The organism is Xanthomonas sp. 1678, from assembly GCF_031455575.1.
Lineage (GTDB): Bacteria > Pseudomonadota > Gammaproteobacteria > Xanthomonadales > Xanthomonadaceae > Xanthomonas_A.
This window is the reverse complement of the sequence record NZ_JAVDSZ010000001.1, coordinates 736,453-758,423: the sequence shown is the minus strand read 5'-3', so window position 1 is coordinate 758,423 and position 21,971 is coordinate 736,453. Positions and strand designations below refer to the sequence as shown.

The 21,971-nt window shown below is 68.2% G+C and carries 18 protein-coding genes; 4 read left to right on the top strand and 14 right to left on the bottom strand.

Translation table 11 applies throughout. From position 1 onward, the window contains the following. Position 1: 1 nt before the first annotated feature. The 5 genes from secD to J2Y70_RS03255 all read right to left on the bottom strand — a co-directional run bounded on the left by secD (position 2) and on the right by J2Y70_RS03255 (position 5,344). Positions 2-1,846, bottom strand: coding sequence for a protein translocase subunit SecD (gene secD, locus J2Y70_RS03275; protein ID WP_309913183.1), 1,845 nt, complete (start codon positions 1,844-1,846; stop codon positions 2-4). 56 nt (positions 1,847-1,902) lie between these two features. Beyond that, entirely contained in the window at positions 1,903-2,247 is a 345-nt protein-coding gene (gene yajC, locus J2Y70_RS03270; RefSeq protein WP_263397934.1) for a preprotein translocase subunit YajC, read from the bottom strand. Between the two features lie 259 nt (positions 2,248-2,506). Continuing rightward, on the bottom strand, positions 2,507-3,652 hold the full coding sequence (gene tgt, locus J2Y70_RS03265; protein WP_309913178.1) for a tRNA guanosine(34) transglycosylase Tgt: 1,146 nt from the start codon (positions 3,650-3,652) through the stop codon (positions 2,507-2,509). A 73-nt stretch (positions 3,653-3,725) separates the two neighbouring features. Further along, positions 3,726-4,811: a tRNA preQ1(34) S-adenosylmethionine ribosyltransferase-isomerase QueA gene (queA, locus tag J2Y70_RS03260; protein ID WP_309913175.1), complete on the bottom strand. Its 1,086-nt coding sequence runs from the start codon at positions 4,809-4,811 to the stop codon at positions 3,726-3,728. A 101-nt stretch (positions 4,812-4,912) separates the two neighbouring features. Then, on the bottom strand, positions 4,913-5,344 hold the full coding sequence (locus tag J2Y70_RS03255; protein WP_263397930.1) for an Lrp/AsnC family transcriptional regulator: 432 nt from the start codon (positions 5,342-5,344) through the stop codon (positions 4,913-4,915). Positions 5,345-5,472: 128 nt separating this feature from the next. Here J2Y70_RS03255 and J2Y70_RS03250 point away from each other — a divergent pair, with 128 nt between their 5' ends. Beyond that, entirely contained in the window at positions 5,473-6,969 is a 1,497-nt protein-coding gene (locus J2Y70_RS03250; protein WP_309913170.1) for an aminotransferase class III-fold pyridoxal phosphate-dependent enzyme, read from the top strand. Positions 6,970-6,976: 7 nt separating this feature from the next. After that, the gene (locus J2Y70_RS03245; protein ID WP_309913168.1) at positions 6,977-7,276 is read left to right on the top strand and encodes a hypothetical protein; all 300 of its coding nucleotides are present in this window, start codon (positions 6,977-6,979) and stop codon (positions 7,274-7,276) included. A 43-nt stretch (positions 7,277-7,319) separates the two neighbouring features. On the opposite strand, the gene J2Y70_RS03240 is transcribed toward J2Y70_RS03245, so the two are convergent. Together J2Y70_RS03240 and J2Y70_RS03235 are read right to left on the bottom strand one after the other, a co-directional pair. After that, positions 7,320-8,414 (bottom strand): phytase, encoded by a 1,095-nt coding sequence (locus J2Y70_RS03240; RefSeq protein ID WP_309913277.1) that lies wholly within the window; start codon positions 8,412-8,414, stop codon positions 7,320-7,322. A gap of 50 nt (positions 8,415-8,464) precedes the next feature. After that, complete coding sequence (locus J2Y70_RS03235) at positions 8,465-10,984, bottom strand: TonB-dependent receptor (RefSeq protein ID WP_309913165.1); 2,520 nt, start codon at positions 10,982-10,984, stop codon at positions 8,465-8,467. Between the two features lie 137 nt (positions 10,985-11,121). Here J2Y70_RS03235 and upp point away from each other — a divergent pair, with 137 nt between their 5' ends. Continuing rightward, positions 11,122-11,754, top strand: a complete 633-nt coding sequence (gene upp, locus J2Y70_RS03230; RefSeq protein WP_263397926.1) for a uracil phosphoribosyltransferase — start codon at positions 11,122-11,124, stop codon at positions 11,752-11,754. A gap of 596 nt (positions 11,755-12,350) precedes the next feature. Here upp and J2Y70_RS03225 read toward each other — a convergent pair. From J2Y70_RS03225 to rsmD, 7 genes are all read right to left on the bottom strand, one after another. Then, positions 12,351-14,084 (bottom strand): glycoside hydrolase family 9 protein, encoded by a 1,734-nt coding sequence (locus J2Y70_RS03225; protein ID WP_309913160.1) that lies wholly within the window; start codon positions 14,082-14,084, stop codon positions 12,351-12,353. A 333-nt stretch (positions 14,085-14,417) separates the two neighbouring features. Next, a complete protein-coding gene (locus J2Y70_RS03220) occupies positions 14,418-15,308 on the bottom strand; it encodes an MBL fold metallo-hydrolase (RefSeq protein ID WP_309913157.1) in 891 nt (296 codons plus the stop codon). A 90-nt stretch (positions 15,309-15,398) separates the two neighbouring features. Then, on the bottom strand, positions 15,399-17,138 hold the full coding sequence (ggt, locus tag J2Y70_RS03215; protein ID WP_309913154.1) for a gamma-glutamyltransferase: 1,740 nt from the start codon (positions 17,136-17,138) through the stop codon (positions 15,399-15,401). Next, positions 17,135-17,419, bottom strand: coding sequence for a YfhL family 4Fe-4S dicluster ferredoxin (locus J2Y70_RS03210; RefSeq protein ID WP_003466018.1), 285 nt, complete (start codon positions 17,417-17,419; stop codon positions 17,135-17,137). Before J2Y70_RS03210 ends, ggt begins: the two co-directional genes overlap by 4 nt. A gap of 356 nt (positions 17,420-17,775) precedes the next feature. Further along, positions 17,776-18,270 carry a hypothetical protein gene (locus J2Y70_RS03205; protein WP_263397923.1) on the bottom strand — a complete coding sequence of 165 codons (495 nt, stop codon included), beginning with the start codon at positions 18,268-18,270 and terminating at the stop codon, positions 17,776-17,778. Between the two features lie 36 nt (positions 18,271-18,306). Next, positions 18,307-18,813 (bottom strand): pantetheine-phosphate adenylyltransferase, encoded by a 507-nt coding sequence (gene coaD / locus J2Y70_RS03200; RefSeq protein ID WP_184411109.1) that lies wholly within the window; start codon positions 18,811-18,813, stop codon positions 18,307-18,309. After that, positions 18,810-19,415, bottom strand: a complete 606-nt coding sequence (rsmD, locus tag J2Y70_RS03195; RefSeq protein ID WP_309913147.1) for a 16S rRNA (guanine(966)-N(2))-methyltransferase RsmD — start codon at positions 19,413-19,415, stop codon at positions 18,810-18,812. The genes coaD and rsmD overlap by 4 nt, the downstream gene beginning before the upstream one ends. Before the next feature lie 202 nt (positions 19,416-19,617). Here rsmD and htpG point away from each other — a divergent pair, with 202 nt between their 5' ends. Further along, positions 19,618-21,522, top strand: coding sequence for a molecular chaperone HtpG (gene htpG / locus J2Y70_RS03190; protein WP_309913144.1), 1,905 nt, complete (start codon positions 19,618-19,620; stop codon positions 21,520-21,522). The last annotated feature ends 449 nt before the right edge of the window (positions 21,523-21,971 follow it).

Genomic DNA, 21,971 nt, shown 5'->3' with positions numbered 1-21,971 from the left:
ATCAGATGGCGACGGACTTGAGCTTCTTGCGGCGGCCGTAGATCAACGTCGCCAGCGCGCGCGACACGGTGATCGCGGTGAACATCGAGGCGAAGATGCCGATCATCATGGTCAGCGCAAAACCGCGCAGCGGTCCGGTGCCGAACGCATACAACGCGATGGCGACGATCAGGCCGGTGAGGTTGGCGTCGAGAATGGTGCCGCCCGCCTTCTCGTAACCGGCGACGATCGCCGACTTGGGCGGCACGCCCAGACGCAACTCCTCGCGGATACGTTCGTTGACCAGCACGTTGGCATCCACCGACAGGCCGACCGACAAGGCCAGGCCGGCGAAGCCGGGCAAGGTCATGGTGGCGCCGAACAGCGACATCACTGACACCACGATCAGCAGGTTCATCAGCAGCGCCACCGAGGTGATCGCGCCGAACATGCGGTAGTACACGCCGAAGAACACCAGGGTGAACAGGAACGCGTAGATCACCGCGGTGATGCCGCGCTCGACGTTCTCCGCGCCCAGGCTCGGACCGATCACGTATTCCTCGACGAAGTCCATCGGCGCGGCCAGCGAGCCGGACTTCAGCAGTTTGGCCAGGTTCTCGGCTTCGGCTTTTTCCAGGCCGGTGGTCTGGAAGTTCTTGCCGAACACGCCGGCGATGCGGGTCGGCGACAACGCCTCTTCCTTGACCCGCACGCTGCGCACTTCCTTGCCGTCGACCACGGTGACGGTGGGGATGCGTTCGATATAGACCACCGACATCAGCTTGCCGGTGTTGGCGCTGGTGTAGTCGAACATGCGCTGCCCGGCGACGTTGTTGAGCGTGACCGCCACGGCCGGCAGGCCATTCTGGTCGGTGCTGACGGCGGCGGCGACCATCTGGTCGCCGGTCACCAGGGCACGCTTGTTGAGCAGCACAGGCGCGCCACTATCGCGCAAGCGGTAGACCTTGGCCTCCGGTGGAATGGTGCCGGTGCGCACGGCGTCTTCGGCGTTGCCGTCGACCACCGCACGGAACTCCAGCGAGGCGGTGGCGCCGATCATGCGCTTGGCTTCGGCGGTGTCCTGCACACCCGGCAGTTCGACCACGATGCGGTCTTCGCCCTGACGCTGGATCGTCGGCTCGGACACGCCGAGCTGATTGACGCGGTTGCGCAGGGTGATCAGGTTCTGCTCGATCGCGCCGCTGGCGATCTGCTTGAGCTCGGCGTCGGGCACGGTGACCGCGATGGCCTGCCCGGACACGGCATAGCTCAGCGTCGGCTGCGCCTTGGCCAGCGCGGCACGCGCGGCGTCGGCATCGGCGCCTTCGCCCAGGCCGACCTGAATGCTGTTGTCGGCGCGGCGCTCGACCACGCGGTAGGCGATGCGGTTGTCGCGCAACGTGGTGCGGATGTCCTCGGCGAACGCGTCCAGGCGCTTGTCCAGCGCCGCCTTCTGGTCCACCTGCAGCGCGAAGTGCACGCCGCCGACCAGGTCCAGGCCCAGCACCATCGGCTTGCCGCCGATCTTGGACAGCCACTCCGGCACGGTCGAGGCCAGGTTCAGCGCCACCGTGTAGTTCTCGCCCACCTGCTGGCGCAGGATGTCGTTGGCGCGGGTCTGCGCCTCCAGGCTCGGCAGGCGCACCATCAGGCTGTCGCCTTCGTTGGCCACCGACTTGGGGGTGATCCCGGCCGCCTTGAGGTCGGCGCTGACCCGCTCGCGCAGGGCCGCGTCGAGCTGGCCGCCGCGGCTGGCGGTGATCTGGACCGAGGGGTCCTTCTGATACACGTTGGGCAGTGCGTACAACGCACTGAACGCCAGCACGATCAGGATGAGGAAATACTTCCAGCGCGGAAACTCGAGCATTGCAGGACCCCGCACGACGCCACGCCGGCGCCGCGCCTAGCAGTAAGAGAAATGGATCAGGCGGACTTCAGCGTGCCCTTGGGCAGCACGTTGCCGATGGCGCCCTTCTGCACGCGGATGCGCACGTTGTCGGCGATTTCCACGGTGATGAAGTTGTCGCCGATGTCGGTGACCACGCCGGCCACGCCGCCGGAGGTGATGACCTCGTCGCCGCGGCTAAGCTTGTCCAGCATCGACTTGTGTTCCTTCTGCCGCTTCATCTGCGGGCGGATCATCACGAAGTACATTACCGCGATCAGGATGATCGGCAGCAGGAACATCTGCATGCCGCCACCGGCGGCGGGAGCGGCGCCGGCGGTCTGCGCCTGGGCCACGGGAATCAGGAAATCGAGCGGGTTCATCGGTGTGTCCTATGGTTTGGGCAGCCCGTCGCCGTTGGGCACGGACCGCTGGTTTGTCGCCAGGGGCGGCAAGCAGCCGCCGATTATGCCACGATCTCCCCTTGCCCCCGGAACGACCGTCGCGCCCTCCCTTCTCCCCTCGGGAGAAGGTGCCGCGCAGCGGCGGATGAGGGTATGGGCGCAGCCTCGTGTGCTTTCGATGACCGTGAGGCTGCGCCCGGACCCTCACCCCAACCCCTCTCCCGGTGGGAGAGGGGCTTTATCCCTGCTCCGACGGGAGTGGCGTTGCTTCCACTCCGCGCGCCGCATAGAAGGACCGCCGGAACTGGGCAAAGGTTCCCGCCGCGATCGCGGAGCGCATCTCGGCCATCAGCTTCTGGTAGTACCAGAGGTTGTGCAGGGTGCCCAGCATCGGCGCCAGCATCTCGTTGCAGCGGTCCAGGTGGCGCAGATAGGAGCGGGTATAGCCGCCGCTGCAGGCGTGGCAGCCGCAGCCCGGCTCGATCGGATCCAGATCGCGCTCGTAGCGGGCGTTGCGGATGCGCACGGTGCCGAACGAGGTGAAATAGTGGCCGTTGCGCGCGTTGCGGGTCGGCATCACGCAGTCGAACATGTCCACGCCGCGGGCCACGCCCTCGACCAGGTCCTCCGGCCGCCCTACCCCCATCAGGTAGCGCGGGCGGTCGGCCGGCAGGCGCGGATGCAGGTGCTCGAGCATCGCGTTGCGCTCGTGCTCCGGCTCGCCCACCGCCAGCCCGCCGATCGCGTAGCCGTCGAAGCCGATCGCCTGCAGCCCTTCGATCGAGCGCGTGCGCAGGTCGGCGTGCACGCCGCCCTGGACGATGCCGAACAGCGCCGCGTCGTTGTCCAGGCCGTCGTGCGCATCGCGCGAGCGTTGCGCCCAGCGCAGGCTCAGCTCCATCGAGCGCCGCGCCACGTCCTCGGTCGCCGGGTACGGGGTGCATTCGTCGAAGATCATCACGATGTCCGAATCCAGCACCTTCTGGATCCGCATGCTCTCCTCCGGCCCCAGGAACACCTTGGCGCCATCGGTCGGCGAGGCGAAGGTCACGCCCTGCTCGCTGATCTTGCGCCGGTGCGCCAGCGAGAACACCTGGAAGCCGCCCGAGTCGGTCAGGATCGGGCCGTCCCAGCGGGCGAAGCCGTGCAGCCCGCCGTGGTCGCCGATCACGTCCAGGCCCGGCCGCAGGTACAGGTGGAAGGTGTTGCCGAGGATGATCTGCGCGCCCAGCGCGCGGATCTGCTCGGGCAGCACGCCCTTGACCGAGCCGTAGGTGCCGACCGGCATGAACGCGGGGGTTTCCACCTTCCCGCGCGGGAAGGTCAGGCGGCCGCGGCGCGCGGCGCCGTCGGTGGTGTCGAGCTGGAACTGCAATCGGGACATTGAAAGGCCGGGATTCGAGATTCGGGATTCGGGATTGGCAAACGCACGGGCGGTGGGGGGTAAGAGAGTGCTTCTACGAATCCCCAATCTCCACTCCCGAATCCCGGCCCCACAACAGCATCGCATCGCCATAGCTGAAGAAGCGGTAGCGCTGCGCGATCGCGTGGCGATAGGCATCGAAGATGCGCTCGCGGCTGGCGAAGGCCGACACCATCATCAGCAGCGTGCTTTCCGGCAAGTGGAAGTTGGTGACCATCGCATCGACGCTGCGGATGCGGTAGCCGGGCAGGATGAAGATCTGCGTTTCGCCGGCGAAAGGATGGAGTTCGCCGTCCTTGGACGCGCTCTCCAGCGCGCGCACGACCGTGGTGCCGACCGCGATCACGCGGCCGCCGGCGGCGCGCGTGCGCCGCACCTGCTCGACCAGGCTGGCGCCGACGTTGAGCCATTCGCGGTGCATCACGTGCTGGTCCAGCGCCTCCACCCGCACCGGCTGGAACGTGCCGGCGCCCACGTGCAGGGTGACGTGACCGAAACCGACGCCACGCGCCCGCAGCGCCTCCAGCAACGGCGCATCGAAGTGCAGGCCGGCGGTCGGCGCGGCGACCGCACCGGCCTCGCGCGCGAACACGGTCTGGTAGCGCTCGCGGTCGTCCAGCCCTGGCTCGCGGCGGATGTACGGCGGCAACGGCAGCCGTCCGGCCTGCTGCAGCCACGCCTCCAGCGTGTCGGACACGTGGAATTGGAGCACGTAGAACTCGCCGTCGCGGTCCAGCACCTCGACCTCGCCGCCGGCGTCCAGGGCGATGCGCGCGCCGGCCTTGGGCGACTTGCTCACGCCCAGCTGCGCGCGTGCGCGCTGGCCGCCGAGCAGGCGCTCGATCAGGATCTCGACGCGGCCGCCACTGCTCTTGTTGCCGAACAGGCGCGCCGGAATCACCCGGGTGTCGTTGAACACCAGCAGGTCGCCGGCGCGCAGCAGCTGCGGCAGCTCGCGGATCTGGCGGTCTTCGAACGGCGCCGGCGCCGGCGGCACCAGCAACAGGCGGCTGGCCGAACGCTCGGCCAGCGGCGCCTGCGCGATCAGTTCCTCGGGCAGGTCGTAGCGGAAATCGGACTTCTTCAAGGCCGGCGGGTCGCGGAATAGGTGGCCGGACATTGTAGCTGGAGGGCCGGGATTGGGGATTCGGGATTGGGGATTCGCAAAAGCGCGGCGCCTGGCTCCGCTTTACCCAATCCCCAATCCCCAATCCCGGCCCCTCACCTCTCGAACTTCGTCGAAAGAATGATCGACGAGGTCGTGCGCTCCACGCCGTCCACCGCGCCGATGCGGTCGGTCAGCACGTCCATGTCGTTGACGCCCGGCACCACGCCCAGCGCGATCAGGTCGTAGGAACCGCTGACCGAATGCAGCACGCGGACCTCGTCGATCTCGCGCAGCGCCTTGACCACCGAGGTCATCTTCTTCGGCAGCACGGTGATCAGGATGTGCGCGCGCAGATGGCCCTGCTCGAAGTCGTCGCGGGTGCGCACCGTGTAGCCGCAGATCACGCCCTCGCGCTCCAGCCGCTCGATCCGGCTCTGAACGGTGGTGCGCGACAGGCCGAGCTTGCGCGCGATCTGCGCGGTGGAGGCGCGGGCATCCTCGCGCAGCAGCGAGAGCAGGCGTTCGTCGGAGGGGGTGATCTTCATGCGCGGCCGGATTTCGTCGAATCGACGAAATTATCCGATTTCCTGCACAAATCAACTCTGCCAATCGACGATCCGGTCCCGATAATAGAAGGTCTATCGCTGAACGACCCGCCTCCAGGAGATCCCGCATGACCGTACTCGGCCCCCTCGCCCCGCTGCGCGCCCATGCCGGCGACCGCCTGACCGCCGGCCTGGACGATGCCAGCATCGCGCGCCTGGCCGCCTCGCACCCGCAGCTGGGCGCCGCGATCGACGCCGCCGCGGCCGAGCATGCGCGCCTGGCACAGGAGTTCGCCGAGTTGCTGGAGCTGGACGAGGCCGAGCAGATCCGCACGCTGCAGGCCGGCTTCGTCAATTTCTACGCCGACGATGCGGTGACCCCGTATGTGGCGCTGGCCGCACGCGGGCCGTGGGTGGTCACGCTGAAGGGCGCGGTGCTGTACGACGCCGGCGGCTACGGCATGCTCGGCTTCGGCCACACCCCCGACGCGGTGCTGGAGGCGATGGCGCGCCCGCAGGCGATGGCCAACGTGATGACCCCGAGCGTGTCGCAGCTGCGCTTCGACCGCGCGCTGCGCGCCGAGATCGGCCAGCAGCGCGGTGGTTGCCCGTACAGCAAGTTCATGTGCCTCAACTCCGGCTCCGAAGCGGTGGGCCTGGCCGCGCGCATCGCCGACATCAACGCCAAGCTGCAGACCGACCCGGGCGCGCGCCATGCCGGCGCTAAGATCAAACGCCTCGTGGTCAAGGGCAGCTTCCACGGCCGCACCGACCGTCCCGGGCTGTATTCCGATTCCAGCCGCAAGGCCTACGTGCAGCACCTGGCAAGCTACCGCGGCGAGGACTCGGTGATCGCGATCGCGCCCTACGACGTGGACGCGTTGCGGCGCGCGTTCGCCGAGGCCGAGCAGCACGGCTGGTTCATCGAGGCGGTGTTCCTGGAGCCGGTGATGGGCGAAGGCGACCCGGGCCGCGCGCTGCCGCCGGCGTTCTACGCCGCCGCGCGCGAACTGACCCGCGCCCACGGCAGCCTGCTGCTGGTCGATTCGATCCAGGCCGGCCTGCGCGCGCACGGCGTGCTGTCGGTGGTCGACTACCCCGGCTTCGAGCAGCTCGATCCGCCGGACATGGAGACCTATTCCAAGGCGCTCAACGCCGCGCAGTACCCGCTGTCGGTGCTGGCGGTGACCGAGCACGCCGCGCAGCTGTACCGCAAGGGCACCTACGGCAACACCATGACCAGCAACCCGCGCGCGCTCGACGTGGCCAGCGCCACGCTGGCGCAGCTGACCCCGCAGGTGCGTGCCAACATCCGCGCGCGCGGCGCCGAGGCGGTGCAGAAACTGGAGAAGCTCAAGAGCGAACTCGGCGGACTGATCACCCAGGTGCAGGGCACCGGGCTGCTGTTCTCCTGCGCGCTGGCGCCGCAGTTCAAGTGCTACGGCGCCGGTTCCACCGAGGAATGGCTGCGCCAGCACGGGGTCAATGTGATCCACGGCGGCGAGAACTCGCTGCGCTTCACGCCGCATTTCGGCATGGACAGCGAAGAGCTGGACCTGCTGGTCGGACTGATCGGTCGTGCGCTACGCGAGGGTCCCCGGCTGGCGCAGGCCGCGGCGGCCTGACCGAGGCATGCTGCAAGCACTGGCCGAGGCGATCGCCCGGCCGCTGTTCGAACTCGTCGCGCAGTTGTTCGGCTATTGGAGCGGCCGGCTGTTGCTGCCGGTGCTGTCGCCGGGCTGGATCCGTGCCGAGACCCGGCGCGATCAGCCACGGCGCCCGCCCGGCCAGCGTCATCACGACAACCCGCTGTTCTACCGCAACGCCAGCGGCAGCCTGATCGCCAGCGACGATGCGGTGATGGCGCTGGGCCTGGGCTGCTGGGCATTGCTGGCGCTGGCCGCGTTCCTGCTCTACCGCTTGGCGTCCTGAGTCAGTGCCGGCGCGAGGCGCTGCCCTGCGCCGGCATCGCCGCTCACCGCGCGCACTCCTTCAAGCGCAGGCTGCGCGCGATGTCGCGCCAATCGAACGCGGCCACCGCCTGATCGTCGTGCAGGGCGTAGAACACGCCCTGCGGGAAGCGCGCGTCGCCGCGCTGATCCAGCCACACGCCGTCGGTGTTGGCGGTGACCTTGCCGGCGAAGGCGCCGACATGCGCCAGCGTCTGCCGGTCGTACACGTGGAACAGGCTGCGGTCCTTGAACTGGTCGGTGCCGATCCAGTAGCCGCTGCCGTCCGCGCAGCTCAGCAAGGCGATCCCCTCGGCCTGCGCCTTGTACAGGTCCGCGCCGATGTCGCGCCCGCGATACCTGCCGTCGGCCAGGCCGTATTCGCGCAGGCGGGTGCCCGTGGCCACGTCTTCCTCGGCCAGCAGCAGGCGGTCGTGCGCCGGATCGGCGAACACCGATTCGGCGATGCGGATCGCGCCGGCCGCCGAGGTCTCGCCGAAGGTCTGGATCAGCGTCGCGCTCCAGGCGTCGCCCTGCTTGCGCAGCTGGTAGCGGCGGAAGCGCTGGCCCAGTTCGGCCAGCGGCGGCACGGTTTCCTCGTCGGCGCCGAGCATGTAGTTGTCGCTGACGATGACCTCGATGCCGCCGTCCTTCGGCCGCGCCCACAGCCCGTACGGCTTCTTCAGGTCCTCGGCGCCGAACAGCGCGACGGAGGCGAAACCGGGCAACGAGAATGCCTGCACGCGATGGTTGTCGCGCTCGACCACCAGCGCCAGGTCGCCGACCACGGCGATGCCGTTGGGTCGGTCCATCTGTCCGGGCGCCGCGCCCTTACCACCGACGGTGCGCAGGCGCTGCCCGCTGCCGCCATCGAACACCACCAGCTCGCCGCTCTTCTTGGCGGTGGTGATGACCCAACGCTGGCCCTGCGGCGTGGTCCAGCTGGCCGGCGAATCGAGGTTGTCGGCCGGGGTGGACGCGGTGAGGAAGGCTTCGGCAATCACGGTGTGCGGCAAATTGGCCGCGCTCAGCAACGGGTCGTGTTGCGCGCCCTCGTCCGGCTCGCGGTCGGCCGCCGGCGCGGTGCCGGCCGGCGGCGTATTGGCGCAGGCCGCGACCAGCCCGCAGACCAGCGCGATCGCCGCCAGGCGCAGCGTCGGCTGCGCGCCCGTCACAGCTTCACCCGCAGGCCGACGGCGAAGGTGCGGCCGTATTCCTCGTACTGCTGGGTATGCGTGCGCGTGCCCTGGTAGCGTTCCAGTGGCTTGTCGAGCAGGTTGGAGGCGTCGAAGTACAGCTGCACGGTGTCGGTCACCTGGTAGTCGAGACTGAAGTCGAGCTGGGTGTTGGGGGCCACGAAGATATCGTAGTCGCGGGCCTTGCCCAGTTCGTCGAGGTATTCGCTGCGGTACACCGCCGAGAGCCGGGTCGAGAAGCCGTCGCGTTCGTAGCCGAGGAAGGCGCTGTAGACGTTCTTGGAGGCGCGCGGCAGCGCGAAGTCCTCGCCCTGCCGATCCTCCAGGCCCGGATCGAACTCGGTATGCAGCCAGGTGCCGCTGACCCCGCCGAGCAACCCGTTCCAGCCGTCCGGCAGGAACGCGAACTGCTGCTGCCAGTTGAACTCGGCGCCGTAGACCTTGGCGCTCTTGCCGTTGATCGCCATCGCGACGTCGTAGCCGGCGAAGGCAGGATCGTCGTCGATCACCGTGTCCACGATGTAGCCGTCGATCGACTTGTGGAACAGGCCCAGCGAGACGATGCCGGTCTTGCCCAGGTAGCGCTCGAACGACAGGTCGAGGTTGGTCGATTCGTAGGGATCCAGGTTCGGATTGCCCAACTCCACTTCCTCGTCGTCGTTGTTGATCGTCGCGTGCGGCGCGATCTGGCCGAAGCCGGGGCGCGAGACGGTCTTGTTGAGCGCCGCGCGCAGCGACCAGTCGTCGCCGCCGTTCCAGCGCAGGTGCAGGCCCGGCAGCACGTTGGTGTAGCTGCTGCTGGCCTGCAACGCGCTGGCCGCGAACGATTCGCCGTCGTCGGCGAGATCGACCTGGTTGCCGCTGGCCCTGAACTGGGTGTTCTCCACGCGCACGCCGGCGATCACCCGCAACGCGCCGATGTCCCAGGTGCCCATCGCGTAGGCGGCCAGCACGTCTTCCTTGGCGACGTAGTCCTCCGCCAACGCGCCCACCGCGTTGCTGCCGACATCGCCGTCGTCGGCGCTGTACTGGCTGCCGTCCTGCGCCCAGTAGCGGCGCAGCGCCGAGGAACTCAGCGCTTGGCCCAGGCTGTTGCGCCGGTGTTGCGGCGGCGCCACGGTCCAGTCGGCCAGGTCGATGGCCGGTCCCTCGGACAGCTCGCGCTCGTCCTTGTCGACGTCGCGGTCGCGCCAGCGCCCGAGCAGGCCGAATTTGTAGCTGGCGTTGTCGCCGTCGAAGCGCACGTTGAGCTTGGCGCTGTACTCGTCGTCGTCGGTGCGGCCGGGCGAGAGCACGAACTTGTCGAATGCATAGTCGTCGTTGGACACCCAGTCATCGCTGGACAAGCCGATGGCGGGCATCCGCTTGTTCTGGTCGATGGTCGCGTCGAGATCGTCGCCGTCGTACTCGAAGCGCGCTTCCTTCTCGTCGTTCACCCGCTCGCGGGTCTTGGTGTAGCCGGCCTGGTAGTCCAGCACCGCGCCGCTCAGGCGGTTCTCGCCGCCGAAACTCGCCGCCAGCGTGTCCTGTTGCTTGGTGCGGTAGCGCACCCGCTTGGAGATCTCGTCGACCGGCGCCGCGTAGGTGCCGTCGCCGTTGCCCTGGATGTCGTCGGCATCGAAGGCGATCACCGTGTTCTGCCGGGTCTCGGCGTCCTCGAAGCTGCTGAACAGCGTGCGCAGGTAGTAGCGGTTGTCCTGGTCCGGATGCCAGTCCAGGTTGAGGTTGGCGCCGATGCGCTTGCGGTCGATGTGGTACTTGCGGCGCTGCTGCTCGACCATGACCAGGTCGCCGCCGTCGATCGCGTCGTACTCGCCTTCGGTGTTGTCGGACTGGAACTGGCGGTCCTGGTAGTTCAGCCCCAGCGCCACACCGAACGTGTCGTCGGCGAACAGGTCGCTGTAGTTGAACGAGGCCTTGGGGCTGGTCTTGTCGCTGAGCTGCTGGTGGTTGGCCTCGAGCTTGGCGCGGATGCTGCGGCCATCGCGGTCGAACGCCGAGGCCGATTCGACCAGGATCGCGCCGCCGATCGCATCGCCCGGCATGTCCGGAGTCGGCGACTTGACCACTTTCAGTCGCTCGGTGGATTCGGACGGGATCACGTCCATCGGCGCGGCGCGGTTGTCGCTCTCCGGCGTGCCGATGGCGATGCCGTCGACGCTGACGCTGTTGAGCGCCGCGTCCAGCCCGCGCACCACCACGAAGCGGCCCTCGCCCTGGTCGCGGGTGACGCTGACCCCAGGCAGGCGCTGCAGCGACTCGGCCACGTTCTGGTCCGGATAGTCGCCGACCTCGTCGGCCGAGACCGCGTCCAGGATCGCATCGGACTCGCGCTTGAGGTCCACTGCGCGGGCCTGGGCCTCCAGTTGCGGGCGGACCTCGACCCGATCGAGGTCGGTCGCCGCATCGGCGGCGGCGGCCTGTGCGCCGGGAGCGGCGCAGGCCGCGCTGAGGCCGAACGCGATCGCCACGAACAGCGGAGTCTTGGTATGCACGGAAGCCGATCCCCATTTCACGTTAAGAATGGGGAAACAACATATTTCCGACACGTTGCGTGCTAGTGACACGCGGCCGCTGGCGGCCGCCAAGCCCGCTGCGGCACACTGTGCGCAACCCCGTCGCGAGCGCCCCCATGAAGATCGTCGAAGTCCGCCATCCCCTGGTGCAGCACAAGATCGGCCTGCTGCGCGACGCCGCGCTGAGCACCAAGGGCTTCCGCGAACTGGTCACCGAGTTGGGCACCCTGCTCGGCTACGAGGCCACCGCCGACCTGGAGACGGAGACGCATACCATGGAGGGCTGGGCCGGCCCCACCCAGGTGCAGCGCATCGCCGGCGCCAAGATCACCCTGGTGCCGATCCTGCGCGCAGGTCTGGGCATGCTGCCCGGCGTGCTGGCGCTGATCCCGGCAGCGCGGGTCAGCGTGGTCGGCCTGCAGCGCGACGAGGAGACGCTGCAGCCGGTGCCGTACTTCGAACGCCTCACCGGCCGCCTGGAAGAACGCGACGCATTGATCCTGGACCCGATGCTGGCCACCGGCGGCACCCTGATCGCCACCGTGGACATGCTCAAGCGCGCCGGCGCGCGGCGGATCAAGGGCATCTTCCTGGTCGCCGCGCCGGAGGGGCTGAAGGCGCTGGAGGCGGCGCACCCGGACGTGGAGGTCTACACCGCCGCGATCGACGACCACCTCAACGACAAGGGCTACATCCTGCCCGGACTGGGCGATGCCGGCGACCGCATCTTCGGTACGCGGGTGGGCTGAGCTCGGGCGATAGCATGAAGTGCGGGCGCTTCTGCATTGGCATTGGCATTGGCATTGGCGCGGCATGGCGTGCCGGACCTACTGTGGGAGGGACCCCTGTGGGAGGGACTTCAGTCCCGACTGCACAATGCCGTTCGAATAGTCAGCTGGCGCACTGTAGGAGGGGCTTCAGCCCCGACGGTTTCCGAAGCCGGGAAGATCGCCGCTTCGCTTGTCGCGACTGAAGTCGCTCCTACAAGGACCTTCGGATAGCTGATTGGGCGCTCTGCAGGTGGGCTTCAGCCTCGGCGGCTTCCACAGCCGGAAGATCACTGCTTCGCTCGTCGCGACTGAAGTCGCTCCCACAAGAACCTCCGGATCGCTGGCTGGGCGCTCTGCAGGTGGCCTTCAGCCCAAACGTTTCCGCAGCCGGAAAGATCACTGCTTCGCTCGTCGCGACTGAAGTCGCTCCTACAACGACTTTGGATCGCTGGCTGGGTGCACTGTGGGAGGGGCTTCAGCCCCGACTGCTTCCGAAGCCGGAAGCCCGCCGCTTCGCTTGTCGCGACTGAAGTCGCTCCTACAGATACTCCGACAACTGATGACCGCGCACGCACTCAGCGCTGCAGCACCTGCAGCGCCGCGCTCACGTACACCAGCGGCGCGTTCCAGTTGATGGCCACTTCGTTGGTCGCGTAGCTGCACTCGGCATCCAGGTAGGACAGCGCCGGCAGCGACGAGGCATAGGCGTGCTTGCACTCCTTGGCGTCCTGCTGGCCCGGCTGCGGACCGCCGACCAGCAGGCCCGGCACCGGCATGGCGACGCCGTCGGCGATGGAGATGCGATGGTGGATGTGCAGCGGCGAACGCGCGCCGATGCCGGTGACGAAGGACATGCCCAGCGGGTTGCGCCCGAGCACGTAGTCCAGCTGCGACTGCGCGGCCTGCAGGTACTCCGGCTTGCGCTCCAGCTGGTACGCCTGCAACAGCAGCATCGCCTGGTTCAGCGCGGTGCTGTTGCTGCCCCAGTGGAAGTCGGCCGGGGCCATCGCCACCTTCCATGCCGACCCCTGCCAGGCATGCAGCAGGTGCGTGGCCACGCCGTCGATCTCGCGGGCGATGCGCGCCTGGTCCGCGTGCGGCGTCAGCCGCGCGCGGTGCTGCGCCAGCGACATCCACGCCAGCCCGCCCACCGAGCCCCAGTTCGGCACGCTGGCCGGCACATTGCGCGCCATCGCCGCGTCATAGAACACATCCTCGCCGGTGGCCAGGTACAGCTCGGTGGCCGCCCAGGCGAACTCGTCGTCGAGCTTGGCGTCGTCGTAGCCGCCGGTGTGCACGTCCGCCGGCTGCCGGTAGACCGCGTCCGGATGCGCCTGCGCCCAGGCCCAGGCGCGGCGAGAGGCCTGCAGCATGCGCTTGGACACGCCGCCGAAGCGGTCGTCGAACGGTGCGTAGATGCGGCTGGCCTGGGCCATCACCGCGGCGAAGTCGAGCGTGGCCGCGGTGCTCTTCTGCACCACGTAGCGCGGCGCGTTGGCCTGGTCGGGCATCTGCATGCCGCCGAAGTCCAGGTTGGTCAGCTTGTGGTACACGCCGCCGTCGCCGGGATCCTGCATCGCCAGCAGCCACTGCAGGTTCCAGTCGACCTCGCGCAGGATGTCAGGCACGCCGTCGCCACTGTCGGGAATACCTTCCTTGTGCGCGGCGAAATAGGCCGGGAACTGTTCGTATGCGGCCAGCAACGTGTACACGGTGATGCCGGAATTGACCACGTACTTGTTGTAGTCGCCGGCGTCGTACCAGCCCTTCGGCGCGGAGATCGCGGTACCGGCCGGGCGCCCGGGCGAGGCCGCCGAGGCGTGGACCAGGACATGCGTATCCGGATGCCCTTCCGCGCGCGCGTGGCGGCCGGCGTACTCGCCGGGCAGCGCGGTGCTGGCGCGGTTGAAGTAGTAGGCCTTCAGCGCCGCGCGCGTCACCGCCTCGTAGGCGTCGGCGCCGATGGCGAAACTGTCCGACGGCGGCAGTCCGTCCACGCGCAGGCGATAGCGGCCCGGCGCGCGCAGCGTGGAGAAGTCGGCGATGCGCACCGTCTGCTGTGCCGGCGCCCACGTCGCCGCGGCGCCGAGCGTGCCACGCAACACCACCTTGCCCGAGTCGGCGCGTTCGACCGCGAATGCCTCGCCGTGGCCATCGGGCACCACCGCGAGCTTGCTGGCGGCCGGCAGGTAGCCGACCTGGTTGAGTCGGATCGGCGGCATGGCGGCGTCCTCGGAGCGCGAGGCGCAGCCGCCGACGATCAGGCAGGCGAGAAGCAGGCAACGCAAGGCGGCAGGCAGGTTGTTCATGCGGCGATACTGGCCGGCCGCGATGACGGCTGCAAGCGCTGCGCGGCGGGCTTTCAGCCGCCAGCGGGAATGCGCGGCGCGTGGGGCCGATCGACGCGATCGGGATGGGCCGCGCCGCGATGCTGGGGCGCGTACGCGCAAGACAGGGCGAGGGAACGCATGCCGATAGGCGACCAGGCGCTGATGCCGTCCGTACGCGCCCAGGCGCGGCCTTTCGGGTCGGCGTGCGCGCACCAAGCGACCGCGTGCGGCTTGTGACTGGCAACCAGCTCGCGCGCGGCTGCCTGAGCGCCGGGCACGGTAACGTGGCCTGCGCCAATCGTGGCAACCGCCCTAGCCCGCCAGCGACCTCGCCTGCAGCGTCGCCAGTTCGTGGGTGGTGACGAACCGGCCCTTGCCGTCGCGCGCCAGTTGCGCCAGCGCGCAATCCGGATCATGGGTAAAGAACAGGTGCACATTGCGCGCCAGCGCGTCCTCCAGGAACGCGCGCTTCTCGTCGATCAGCAGTTCGGCGTTGCGGTCGTAGCCCATCGTGATCGGCACATGCACCCACGAGCGTCCCGGGATCAGGTCGGCGCAGAACGCGACGCCGCCATGCGTCTGGCCATCGGCCTGCTGTGCGCCGACGATCTCGGCGAGCATCAGCCCGGGGGTATGCCCGTCGCTGAAACGGAAGCGCACCGCCTCGCCCAGGGTGCGCGAATATTCGCCGTCGACCAGTTCCAGGCGGCCGCTGGCCTCGAGCAGGCCGGGCAACTCGGGAATGAAACTGGCGCGGTCGCGCGGATGCGGCTGCAACGCGCGTTGCCAGTGCGCCGCGCCGACCAGGAAGCGCGCGTTCGGAAACAGCAGTTCCGGCGCCGCGCCTTCGCGCCACGGCGCCAGCAATCCGCCGGCGTGGTCGAAGTGCAGATGGCTCAGCACCACCACGTCGATGTCGGTATGCGCCACGCCGGCCTCGCGCAGCGAATCCAGCAGCACGTGACGCTCTTCCTGGACCCCGTAGCGCTCGCGCAGCGCCGGCGCGAAGAACGCGCCGATGCCGGTCTCGAACAGCACCGTCTTGCCGGCCAGCGGCCGCGCCAGCAGCGCGCGGCAGGCCAGCGCGATGCGGTTGCCGTCATCCGGCGCCGCCCACTGCTGCCACATCGCCTTGGGCGCGTTGCCGAACATCGCTCCGCCGTCGAGTTTCTGGGAGTTGCCTTGGATGGACCAGAGTTTCATTTTTGGGGACCGGGGACCAGGGACCGGGAAAAGCCCGCGGGCCCACGTGACAGCGGCCAGCGGACTGCGCGAAGGCGACTGCGTGGCGACTCACCGCGCCGGCGTCGTCAGTTGCACATCGGCCTTGCCGACTTCGTTGCGCGGGTCGCTGCCGCCGCTGAGCGTGTTGCTGCGCTTGTCCCATTCCACCGTCTGCAGGTTGCCCCACACGTGGCTGGAACCGCGCCCGCCTTCGGCGCTGTCGCCTGGCAGCTTGAGCGTGTGGCCCATCGCCTGCAGGCCCTGCACGGTGGCCGCGTCGAAGGTGCCGGTCTCGGCCTCGATCACGTCCGGCAGCCACTGGTGGTGGTAGCGCGGCAACGCGGCGACCTGCTGCGCGCTCAGGCCATCGTCGTAGCCGAGGATGCCGAGCAACACCATGGTGATGATGCGACTGCCGCCCGGGGTGCCGAGCACGATGGTCTTGTCGGCGTTCTCCATGAAGGTCGGCGTCATCGAGCTGAGCGGGCGCTTGCCTGGCTTGGGCGCGTTGGCCGCGTAACCCATCACCCCGAATGCGTTGGGCGTGCCGGGCTTGAGCGCGAAGTCGTCCATCTCGTCGTTGAGCAACACGCCGGTGCCCTTGGGAATCAGCCCGGAGCCGAACAGCAGGTTCACCGTCTGGGTCGCGCCGACGCGGTTGCCCTCGCCGTCGATGATCGAGAAGTGGGTGGTCTCGTCGTCCTCCAGCGGGGTCGGCTGGCCCGACAGCAGGTCGCTGGGGGTGGCCTTCTCCGGGTTGATCGTCGAGCGCAGGCCGATCGCGTAGTCCTTGCTCAGCAGCACGCGCTGCGGCACCGCGGTGAAATCCGGATCGCCGAGGAAGAAGGTGCGGTCGCGGTAGGCGCGGCGCATCGCCTCCACCACCAGGTGGGTGCGGTGCGCCGGGTCCATCGCCTTCAGGTCGTAGCCTTCCAGGATCTGCAGCATGCTGGCCAGTGCGATGCCGCCGGAAGACGGCGGCGGCGCGGTGGTGACGGTCCAGCCCTTGTACTCGAACTGGATCGGCGTGCGCTGCTTGACCGTGTAGCCGGCCAGTTCCGCCGCGGTCCAGTGGCCGCCGGCATGCTTGACCCCGGCCAGCAGCTTCTTGGCGGTGGCGCCGCGGTAGAAGCCGTCGAAGCCCTTTGCTCCCAGCAACTGCAGGGTGTCGGCCAGTTCCGGCTGCTTGAACAGGTCGCCTTCGGCGATCGGCTTGCCGTTGCGCAGGTACACCTCGCGGGTGCCGGGATAGCGCTCCATCACCTTGCGTCGGGCCTGGTAGCCCTCGGCCATGCGCCGGTACACCGGGAAGCCGTCGCGGGCGATGCGGATGGCCGGCGCCAGCGACTGCTGCAGCGGCAGTTTGCCGTGCTTGGTGGCCAGCTCGACCAGCGCCGCCGGCAGGCCGGGAATGCCGGCCGACCATGGGCCGTTGACCGAGCGGTCGCGGTCCAGCGCGCCCTTGGCATCGAGGAACTTGTCCGGCGTGGCCGATTCCGGCGCGTATTCGCGCGCGTCCAGCATCGTGTCCTTGCCGGTCTTGGCGTCGTGCAGCAGGAAGAACCCGCCGCCGCCCAGCCCGGAGCTGATCGGCTCGACCACCGCCAGCGTCGAGGACACCGCCACCGCCGCGTCGAACGCGTTGCCGCCCTCGCGCAGGATCTGTAGGCCGGCGTCGGTGGCCAGGCCGTGGCCGCTGGCGACCGCGGCGCCTGGCGGATGCGCGGCGGCGGCGGCCGGCGCTTCGGCCCACGCCGGCGGCGCCAGGACCAGGGCGAGCAGCAGGACACGGCGGACGAGCGTTCTCATGCGGCGGGGGGCTCCTGTGGGTACAACTCGGGATGATCGCGCTGCAATTGCAGCAGCTTGGCCAGCAACTGGTCGTGGCTCTCCGGGATCGCCGGATCCGGGTCGATGCATTCGACCGGGCACACCACCACGCACTGCGGCTCGTCGAAATGGCCGACGCATTCGGTGCAGCGGGCCGGATCGATCACGTAGATCGTCTCGCCCATCGCGATGGCCTGGTTCGGGCAGGCCGGCTCGCAGACGTCGCAGTTGACGCAGAGCTCGTTGATCTTGAGGGACATTTCGCAGACTTCGGCACTAACCCGGGCATCTTACCGGATCGGGCGTGGAGGACCCGGCGCGCGGGGTCTTGCCTGGTGGGACGCTGCATCGCGCAGGCGGTCGGGCGCAGCAGCTGTCAGCTGTCACAGGAACGGGGCGCATCGTGTGCGCGCATCGGCGGCGATTGTGACGACATGCGGGAACCATGGCGCTGTCAGTGCTGGCGGGCGCGCTTGATCCGACATCACGCTCTAAATGGCCGCGGTGCCGGCTGCGGCAGGCAGCGACCGGCCGTTGGTCGCGGCGATGGCAAGGGAGGCATCTCCCCGCCAGGCAATGCGTCCGGCGCGCCCAGGCGGGCGCGCCGGACGTCGCATCACTTCGCTTCGACGAAGATGTACTCGGCGCCGGTCGGCTGGATCACGGTCTGCACGCGGGCATTGTCGGCGGCGGCGCCGATGTAGACCACGCGCACGCCCTTCATCGTGTTCGGCTCGACCTTGGCGAACGCCGCAGCGATCAGGTCGGCCATCTTGGCCGAGGCCGAGGAACCGAACGCCAGCATGTTGCCCGGCTGGATGCCGCGGCCGATGGCGGTGGTGGCGCTTTCGACCTGGCGCTCGTACTTGGCCTGGAACTCCGGATCCGACTCCGGCGGCAGGTAGTACAGGAACGGGCTGTTGGTGACGTTGCCCATGTTCTGGATCGCCACTTCCTGCAGGTACTTCTTCCAGCCGGCATCGTCGTCCTTGGACGGCGCGGTCAGCGCCGCCTGCGCGTCGGCGGCGGGCGCGGCGGGCTCTTCCTTCTTGCAGGCGGTGAAGCCCAGTGCCAGCGAGGCGATCAGCAGCACGCGTACGGTGTTCTTCATGGATGGCTCCCTTGTTGTCTGTGAATGACGGACGGCTCAGCGCTGCGCCGCGGCCTGGCGGGCCTGGACCAGCGCCTGCACCACCGACGGCGGCACGAAGCCGGACACGTCCCCGCCCAGCCGCGCGATCTCGCGCACCAGCGACGACGAAATGAAACTGTGTTGCTCGGCCGGGGTGAGGAACAGCGTCTCCACCTCCGGGATCAGATGCCGGTTCATGCTCGCCATCTGGAACTCGTATTCGAAATCCGACACCGCGCGCAGGCCGCGCAGCAGCACCCCGCCGCCGACCGAGCGCACGAAATGCGCCAGCAGCGTATCGAAGCCGATCACCTCGACGTTGCGGTGCCCGGCCAGCGCCTCACGGGCCAGGTTCACGCGCAGCTCCAGCGGCAGCGTCGGCCCCTTGGACGGGCTCTGCGCCACACCCACCACCACCTGTTCGAACAGCGGCGCGGCCCGGTTGACCAGGTCGATATGCCCGTTGGTGATCGGATCGAAGGTCCCGGGGTAGACGGCGATGCGGCTGTGGGCCACGGTCATGCGTTGGATACCGCGTGAAGGTCGCCGGGAAGTGTAGCAGCGGTGCGCCGGTACAGGGCAGCGCGGACCTCGCGGCTGCCACCCTCGCGGTACAGCGCCCACTGCGCCGGCAGCGCGGGCGCGTGCCCGGCCGGCGATTCCAGGTACAGCCAGGCGCCAGCGGCCAGCCGCGCCGGCAGCCGCTGCAGCACCGCGTCCCACAGCCCGGCGGCGAACGGCGGGTCGACGAAGGCGATATCGGCCGGGGCCTCGGTGGCCGGCGCGGCCAGCCAGCGCAGCGCGTCGTCCTGCACCACCTGCACCTGTTCCTGCGCCTGCAGCTTGGCGACCGTGGCACGCAGCTGCGCGGCCAGCGCCGGATCGCGCTCGACCAGGCAGGCCGAGGCCGCGCCGCGCGACACCGCCTCCAGGCCGAGCGCGCCGCTGCCGGCGAACAGGTCCAGCACGCGCGCGCCGGGCAGCGCCGGCAGCAGCCAGTTGAACAGGGTCTCGCGGACCCGGTCGGAACTCGGGCGCAGGCCCGGCAGGTCCGGCACCGGCAGCCGCGTATTGCGCCAGCGCCCGCCGATGATGCGCACCTGGCCTACGCCGGCACGGCTCACCGGCCGCCTCGCACTGGCCGGGACTGGAAAGGAAACGGGCGCGGGCTCGGCATCGACGGCGGCGGCACGGAACGGGGCCCGGATGATAGACCAGCGCCGCGGCCACCGCTCGCGCTTGAAGCCGGGCCCGGCCGCCACCATGTCCGCTGGCAGAGTCGCGCCCTCCTCCGCGCGGCCAGCCATCACCATGGAGCAAGCACCGATGAGCGTGGAAACCCAAAAAGAAACCCTGGGCTTTCAGACCGAGGTCAAGCAGCTGTTGCAGCTGATGATCCACTCCCTGTATTCCAACAAGGAGATCTTCCTGCGCGAGCTGATCTCCAATGCCTCCGACGCGGCCGACAAGCTGCGCTTCGAGGCGCTGGTCAAGCCCGAGCTGCTGGACGGCGATGCGCAGCTGCGCATCCGCATCGGCTTCGACAAGGACGCCGGCACCGTCACCATCGACGACAACGGCATCGGCATGAGCCGCGAGGAGATCGTCTCGCACCTGGGCACCATCGCCAAGTCCGGCACTTCCGACTTCCTCAAGCACCTGTCCGGCGACCAAAAGAAGGATTCGCACCTGATCGGCCAGTTCGGCGTGGGTTTCTACAGCGCCTTCATCGTCGCCGACCAGGTCGACGTGTACAGCCGCCGCGCCGGGTTGCCGGCCAGCGAGGGCGTGCACTGGTCCTCGCGCGGCGAAGGCGAGTTCGAGGTCGCCACCATCGACAAGCCCGAGCGCGGCACCCGCATCGTGCTGCAGCTGAAGGACGGCGAAGACGGCTTCGCCGACGGCTGGAAGCTGCGCGGCATCGTGCGCAAGTATTCCGACCACATCGCCCTGCCGATCGAACTGCCGAAGGAACACATCGGCGAGGACAAGGACAAGCCGGAAACCCCCGAATGGGAGACCGTCAACCGCGCCAGCGCGCTGTGGACGCGGCCGCGCACCGAGATCAAGGACGAGGAATACAAGGAGCTGTACAAGCACATCGCGCACGACCACGAGGACCCGGTGGCGTGGAGCCACAACAAGGTCGAGGGCAAGCTCGACTACACCTCGCTGCTGTACGTGCCCGGCCGTGCCCCGTTCGACCTGTACCAGCGCGACGCCTCGCGCGGGCTCAAGCTGTACGTGCAGCGCGTCTTCATCATGGATCAGGCCGAGCAGTTCCTGCCGCTGTACCTGCGCTTCGTCAAGGGCATCGTCGATTCCAGCGACCTGCCGCTGAACGTGTCGCGCGAGATCCTGCAGTCCGGCCCGGTGATCGACTCGATGAAGTCGGCGCTGAGCAAGCGCGCGCTGGACATGCTGGAGAAACTGGCCAAGGACGAACCCGAGCGCTACAAGAGCGTGTGGAAGAACTTCGGCCAGGTGCTGAAGGAAGGCCCGGCCGAGGATTTCGGCAACCGCGAGAAGGTCGCCGGCCTGCTGCGCTTCGCCTCCACCCACAGCGGCGACGCCGAGCAGAGCGTGGCGCTGGCCGATTACGTGGCGCGGATGAAGGAAGGCCAGGACAAGCTGTACTACCTGACCGGCGAGAGCTACGCGCAGATCAAGGACAGTCCGCACCTGGAAGTGTTCCGCAAGAAGGGCATCGAAGTGCTGCTGCTCACCGACCGCATCGACGAGTGGCTGATGAGCTACCTCACCGAGTTCGACGGCAAGTCCTTCGTCGACGTCGCCCGCGGCGACCTGGACCTGGGCAAGCTCGACAGCGAGGAAGAGAAGCAGGCCATGGAAGAAGCGGCCAAGGCCAAACAGGGCCTGGTCGAGCGCATCCAGCAGGCGCTGGGGGAGGACGTGTCGGAAGTGCGCGTGTCGCACCGCCTGACCGATTCGCCGGCGATCCTGGCCATCGGCCAGGGCGACCTGGGCCTGCAGATGCGGCAGATCCTGGAAGCCAGCGGACAGAAGCTGCCGGAGAGCAAGCCGGTGTTCGAGTTCAACCCGGCGCACCCGCTGATCGAGAAGCTGGACGCGGAAGCCGACGGCGAGCGCTTCGGCGATCTGGCCCGGGTGCTGTTCGACCAGGCTGCGCTGGCCGCCGGCGACAGTCTGAAGGATCCGGCTGCTTATGTGCGGCGGCTCAACAAGCTGTTGCTGGAGTTGTCGGCGTAAGCCCTCGTGCCAGCGTGTGTAAAAACGAAGCCGGCGCCTTGCCGGCTTTTTTTTGACTGAAAAAATTCATCCACTTATGACCTACATTCATCCCCGTTACGATTTATAAACAAAAGCACCCCTTGATTTGCACTGCCGCACATCTTGGATCTTTTAGGCGAAATCAGCACCATCAAAGCAATGATGCAAGAAATGCGGCACACCATCATCAATAGCCGCAACAATATCCTTAGCCTATCGAGCAAATTCATACCAATGTGAAAGTTCGAATCTTTACTTTGGCTTGATATCAACAAGGCGCCAAATAACCTTACAAAACGCCATCAGACCAAATGATCATCCATTTACTTATCCGAATTCTTGATCCAGTGAGGGTCAAAAAGCACGACATGCGCATCCTCACCACATCCAGGAGGACAACATTGATGTGCAAAACAGGAGTTTTCCCA